The 5844-nt window shown below is 37.8% G+C and carries 3 protein-coding genes; 2 read left to right on the forward strand and 1 reads right to left on the reverse strand.

Translation table 11 applies throughout. The features are described 5' to 3' along the window. Window positions 1–785 (forward strand): glutamate-5-semialdehyde dehydrogenase (locus tag Q1553_RS01400; protein ID WP_300842696.1); only part of this gene is annotated, 785 nt, incomplete at its 5' end. Window positions 786–864: 79 nt separating this feature from the next. Here the strand turns inward: Q1553_RS01400 and htpG are convergent. Then, a complete protein-coding gene (htpG, locus tag Q1553_RS01405; RefSeq protein WP_300842697.1) occupies window positions 865–2748 on the reverse strand; it encodes a molecular chaperone HtpG in 1884 nt (627 codons plus the stop codon). A 247-nt stretch (window positions 2749–2995) separates the two neighbouring features. Here htpG and uvrA point away from each other — a divergent pair, with 247 nt between their 5' ends. Then, complete coding sequence (gene uvrA, locus Q1553_RS01410; RefSeq protein WP_300706243.1) at window positions 2996–5836, forward strand: excinuclease ABC subunit UvrA; 2841 nt, start codon at window positions 2996–2998, stop codon at window positions 5834–5836. The last annotated feature ends 8 nt before the right edge of the window (window positions 5837–5844 follow it).

Consider the following 5844-nt stretch of genomic DNA (forward strand, 5'->3'; position numbering starts at 1 on the left):
GGGTTTTTCATCAAATGCTAAAGAAATACCATTTGCCATTGGATTGTATGGTTTTGTTGCCCTTTATGAAGGATAGAGAGGAGCTAAAGGAACTTTTAAGTGCAAAAGATTCCATTGATTTAGTGATTCCACGCGGGGGAGAGGGGTTGATTTCTTTTGTATCGGAGAATGCGAAAGTGCCTGTTATCAAGCACGACAAGGGTGTTTGTCATATTTTTGCACACCACACTTGCAAGATTCCTGAATCTATTGCGGTGATTGTCAATGCAAAAACTTCGCGTCCAAGCACTTGTAATGCTTGTGAAACTCTCCTTGTAGAACGTGTCTTTGCAAAGGAGTTTTTGCCGCAAGTCGCAGAATCTCTAAAGCAAAATGGCACGATTCTAAAAGGCGATGAGGAATCTTGTGCTATTCTAAAAGTTAGTGGAATCATATGCGAGCAGATTCCATTGGAGGATTATTATATAGAATATGGAGAAAATATCTTAAACTTGCGCATTGTTAAGGATACAGAAGAGGCAATAGAACATATTGAGAAGTTTGGAAGCGGGCATAGTGAGGCGATTTTGAGCGAGGATTATAGCACGATAGAGCATTTCTTAAATGTAGTAGATTCTGCCTGTGTGTATGCGAATGCTTCCACTCGTTTTAGTGATGGCGGGGAGTTTGGTTATGGTGCAGAAGTTGGAATCTCTACTTCCAAAATCCACGCACGCGGTCCTATGGGTGTAGAATCCCTAACGATTTATAAATACAAAGTTTATGGCAATGGACAAGTGCGTTAAGGAGTCGCGGCATAATATTAGGGCAATTCTATTATAAAGTAAAATTCGTTCATTAGAGGGGTTGCTTCCCTCTAAGAATCTACAAACTATTCTGTAAAAGAGTATTAAGATGTTTGACAAACGCATTTACATCTTTGAGTTTGCCTCCCTCAAGTAGTTTGGCTTCTTCAAGTAATAAATGCGCAACTTCCTCTTGTTTTTGTGTCTCTGCGTCTAGTAGCTTAGTAAGAATCGTATGGTTTGGATTGAGTTCTAAAATTGGCTTGGGTTCTGGAATATCTGCACCCATACCCATTGCACCCATTTGTCTCATCATTTTTATCATTGCGGCATTTGGATCTTCTGGGTCGCTTACGATACAAGAGGGGGCGTCAATGAGTCTCGCACTTAAGCGCACTTCCTTGATTTCATCACTTAGGGCTTTATTGAAAGTTTCAAGCAAGGATTTAAATCTCTCTTTTGTGTCCTCCTCTATGCTTTCCTCTCCCAAATTCTCCAATGCTTCTTTGGAAGTGATGGCACGTAAAGGTATCTTGTCATACTCATGCACCATTGGCATTACGATTCCGTCAATTTCTTCGGCGAAGAGTAAAACTTCAATCCCTTTTTTGTTGAATGCGTCTAAAAGTGGGGAGCTTTTAAGGAGTTCTAAATCCTCACCTTGTAGATAGTAAATCGCCTTTTGTTCCTTACCCATACGCTCTTTGTAGGTTTTAAATGCAATCTCTTTGCCCTCACTTTTGGTAGATTGGAATCGCAAAAGTTCTAATAGTTTTTCTTTGTTTTCAAAATCGCTATAAACTCCCTCTTTCAAGCAGCGTCCAAACTCTTTATAAAATTTGCTGTATTTTTCCTCGTCTTTTTGGAGTGATTCTATTTCGCTTAAGATTTTTTTTGTAGAAGCGGATTTAATCGTGCTTAAGATTCTGTTTTGTTGTAGAATCTCCCGGCTTACATTAAGTGGCAAGTCCTCACTATCAATGATTCCGCGCACAAATCGCAAGTAAGAGGGTAAAAGTTCTTTATCGTCATCAGTGATAAAAACGCGTTTGACATAGAGTTTCACGCCGCTTTTGTAATCCACGCGATAAAGGTCAAAAGGTGCGCTTTGTGGGATATAAAACAGAGTAGTGTATTCTAGTGTTCCCTCAACTTTCGTATGAATCCAGCAAAGCGGGTCGCTAGAATCGTAGCTTAAATTTTTGTAAAATTCTTTATATTCTTCATCTTTCAAATCTTTTTTAGAGATTCTCCAAAGTGCAGAAGCTTTGTTGATTTGTTCATTTTTTTGTTCTATAATCTCTTTTTTGCTCTCTCCCTCTCCTTCGCTTTTAGTTTCTGTATAGTGTAAGAAAATAGGGAATGGAATATGGTCGGAGCATTTTTTGATAATTTCTTCAATTTTCCAACGATTCGCAAATTCTTTTTCTTCCTCTTTGAGATAGAGCTTAATTTCGCTTCCGTGTGATTCTTTTTCACATTTTTCAATCTCAAATTCTCCGCTTCCATCGCTAATCCACGCAAAACCTTGTGTTTCGCCCGCTTTTTTTGTTGTTACGATGATTTTATTTGCCACCATAAAGGCAGAATAGAATCCCACGCCAAATTGCCCAATGAGTGCAGAATCCTTTTTCTTATCCCCGCTCAATTTAGAAAGAAAATTTTTCGTGCCGCTTTTAGCGATTGTGCCTAAGTTTTCAATCAAATCTTGCTCATTCATGCCGATTCCGCTATCGCTGATGGTTAAAATATTTTTTTCGCTATCAAAGGCAATATCAATTTTGGGAGTAAAATCCAATGTTTTTAGTTTGTCGTCTGTGAGGGTTAAATATTGTAATTTGTCCAATGCGTCAGAAGCGTTGCTAATAAGCTCGCGTAAAAAAATTTCTTTATTAGAATACAGCGAGTGAATCATTAAGTCTAGTAGTTGATTGACTTCCGTTTGAAAAGTATGTTTTGCCATTGTTTTTCCTTTTGAATCATAAAATTTTCTTGAAATTATAGCAAAAGTTTTGAGAATGTCAATAAACTTGATATTATTATTATCAAGTTTTATTATTACATTAATATCAAAGTAATTGCTAATCTTTCATTTAAATAAAAAGAAAGAATCTTGTTGCAAATCTTTATCTTACTTTGATTTTATTTGCGTTAAATCTTTTGGATTTTGTTATAATTACCGATTAACTTATTTGAAATAAAGGCTTATTTTGGATTCAAAAACTAAAACACCGCTTGATTATATCATTATTACAAACGCAAAAGAAAACAATTTAAAAAACATCAGTTTGAATATCCCCAAAAATAAACTTGTGATTCTTACAGGCTTAAGTGGCAGTGGCAAAAGCACTTTAGCCTTTGATACGCTTTATGCAGAAGGACAACGTAGATATATAGAATCCCTCTCAAGCTATGCAAGGCAGTTTTTGGATAAAATTGGTAAGCCAGATGTAGATAAGATAGAGGGATTAACTCCAGCCATTGCAATAGACCAAAAGACAACAAGTAAAAATCCTCGCTCCACGGTGGGAACAATCACAGAGATTTATGATTATCTACGCTTGCTTTTTGCGCGCATTGGTGTGCAGCATTGTCATTTGTGTGGCAAACCTATTTCAAAAATGAATGCGAGTGATATTATCGCCCAAGTGCTAAAAATCAAGGAAAATTCTAAGATTTTGATTTTATCCCCCATTATTCGCGAAAAAAAAGGGACTTTTAATGATAAGTTGGAATCCTTGCGTCAAAAAGGCTATGTGAGAGCACAGATTAATGGTGTGCTTGTGCGCTTAGATGAGGAAATTTCGCTTGCTAAGACCAAAAAACATACGATTAAAGTCGTGATTGACCGCGTCGTTGTCAATGAGGCAAACAAGGACAGAATCGCACAAGACATTGAAAAGGCTTTAAAGGAATCTTATGGAGAAGTAGAGATTGAGATTCTGCCTGAAGAGAAGGAATCCAAGCCAACTTTAGTGCATTATAGCGAGCATTTGGCTTGTTTTGATTGCAAGGTTTCCTTTAATCCCTTAGAACCTCTTAGTTTCTCTTTTAACTCCCCAAAAGGAGCGTGTAGCAAATGCGACGGCTTAGGGATTCGTTATAGTATTGATACGAAGAAAGTTATTCAGTCTAGTTTGCCTTTGAGTGAAGGCGGGATTAGGATTATTTATGGGTTTAATAAAAGTTACTACAATGAGTTATTCCGTGCTTTTTGTTTGGCAAATCAGATTAATCCTCAAGCTGCTTTTGAGGACTTGAACGAATATCAACAAAAGTTAATTTTATATGGAAGCACAGAAGAAGTAGAGTTTCAATGGAAAAGTTCTAAGCTTAAGCGTCCTTGGGTGGGGGTGATTTCCATTGCTTATGATATGTTTAAGGATAACAAAGATTTGGGTGATTATATGAGCGAAAAAACTTGTGAGGAATGTGGAGGACATCGCTTATTGCCACAAAGTTTGGCGGTTAGGGTTGCAAATAAGACGATTGGGGATTTGTTGGATTTGCCTATTGAAGAATGCTATGGATTTTTTGCCAATCCTGTGAATTTTGCCTATTTGGATACACAAAGTGCAATGATTGCCGCTCCGATTCTTAAAGAAATTTGCGAACGACTTTATTTCTTGTATGATGTAGGACTTGGGTATTTGAGCTTAGGACGCGACGCACGCAGTATCAGCGGAGGGGAATCACAACGCATTAGAATCGCAAGTCAGATTGGTAGCGGACTTACTGGTGTAATGTATGTGTTAGATGAGCCAAGCATTGGGTTGCACGAGCGCGATACTTTGAGACTCATTAAAACCTTAAGAAGTTTGCAACAAAAAGGTAATTCTGTTATCGTCGTCGAGCACGATAAAGAAACAATTGAACACGCAGATTTTATCGTAGATATTGGACCAGGAGCGGGTAAATATGGCGGTGAAGTCGTATTTAGTGGGAATCTGACGCAATTATTAAAAAGTAAAACCCAAACAGCGCAGTATTTAAGTGGCGCAAAAAAAATAGAATATTTTGTGCGTCGCAAGCAAGAGGAATGGATTGAGATTTTAAATATCAATATTAACAATATTCATAATCTTAATGTAAAACTGCCGATTAAAAATTTCGTCTGTGTAACGGGTGTGAGTGGGAGTGGTAAAAGTTCTCTTGTCCTGCAAACTTTGCTTCCTGTGGCTCAAGAGCTACTCAATAATCGCAAAAAAGTAAAAAAAGTTGATGGTGTGGAAATTGTAGGTTTGGAGAAGCTAGACAAAGTGATTTATCTTGATCAAAGCCCCATTGGACGCACGCCTCGTTCCAATCCTGCAACCTATACCGGAGCAATGGACGAGATTCGACAGATTTTTGCACAAACAAAAGAAGCACAGATTCGTAATTATGGCATTAGTCGTTTCAGTTTCAATGTCAAAGGTGGAAGATGTGAAAAATGTATGGGAGAGGGAGAGATTAGGATTGAAATGCACTTTTTACCCGATATTATGATGAAATGTGATGCGTGTGGCGGCACGCGTTACAATACTCAAACCTTAGAGGTAGAATATAAAGGCAAAAATATTGCGGAAGTCCTAGAATTTAGTGTAGATGAAGCCTGCGAATTTTTTGTTAAGATTCCACGCATTTATCAAAAGCTTAAAACTCTACAAGATGTGGGTTTGGGTTATATTACTTTGGGACAAAATGCTGTAACTTTAAGTGGAGGGGAAGCGCAACGCATTAAGCTTGCCAAAGAACTAAGTCGTAAAGATACAGGCAAGACACTTTATATTTTAGATGAGCCAACTACCGGATTGCATTTTGCAGATGTGGATAGATTGGTGCGTGTATTGCACCATTTAACAGATTTGGGAAATAGTGTCATTGTGATTGAGCATAATTTGGATATTATCAAAAATGCAGATTTTATCCTTGACATTGGACCAGAAGGGGGAAGCAATGGAGGCAAGATTGTAGATAGTGGTTCGCCAGAACGTATTGCAAGAAGACATAAAAAAACAGCAAGCCATACAGGAAAGTTTTTGGCTAAAGAATTAGGAGCGGAATCCTAAGCCGTATA

Source organism: Helicobacter sp. UBA3407, from assembly GCF_949747025.1.
Taxonomy (GTDB): domain Bacteria; phylum Campylobacterota; class Campylobacteria; order Campylobacterales; family Helicobacteraceae; genus Helicobacter_D; species Helicobacter_D ganmani.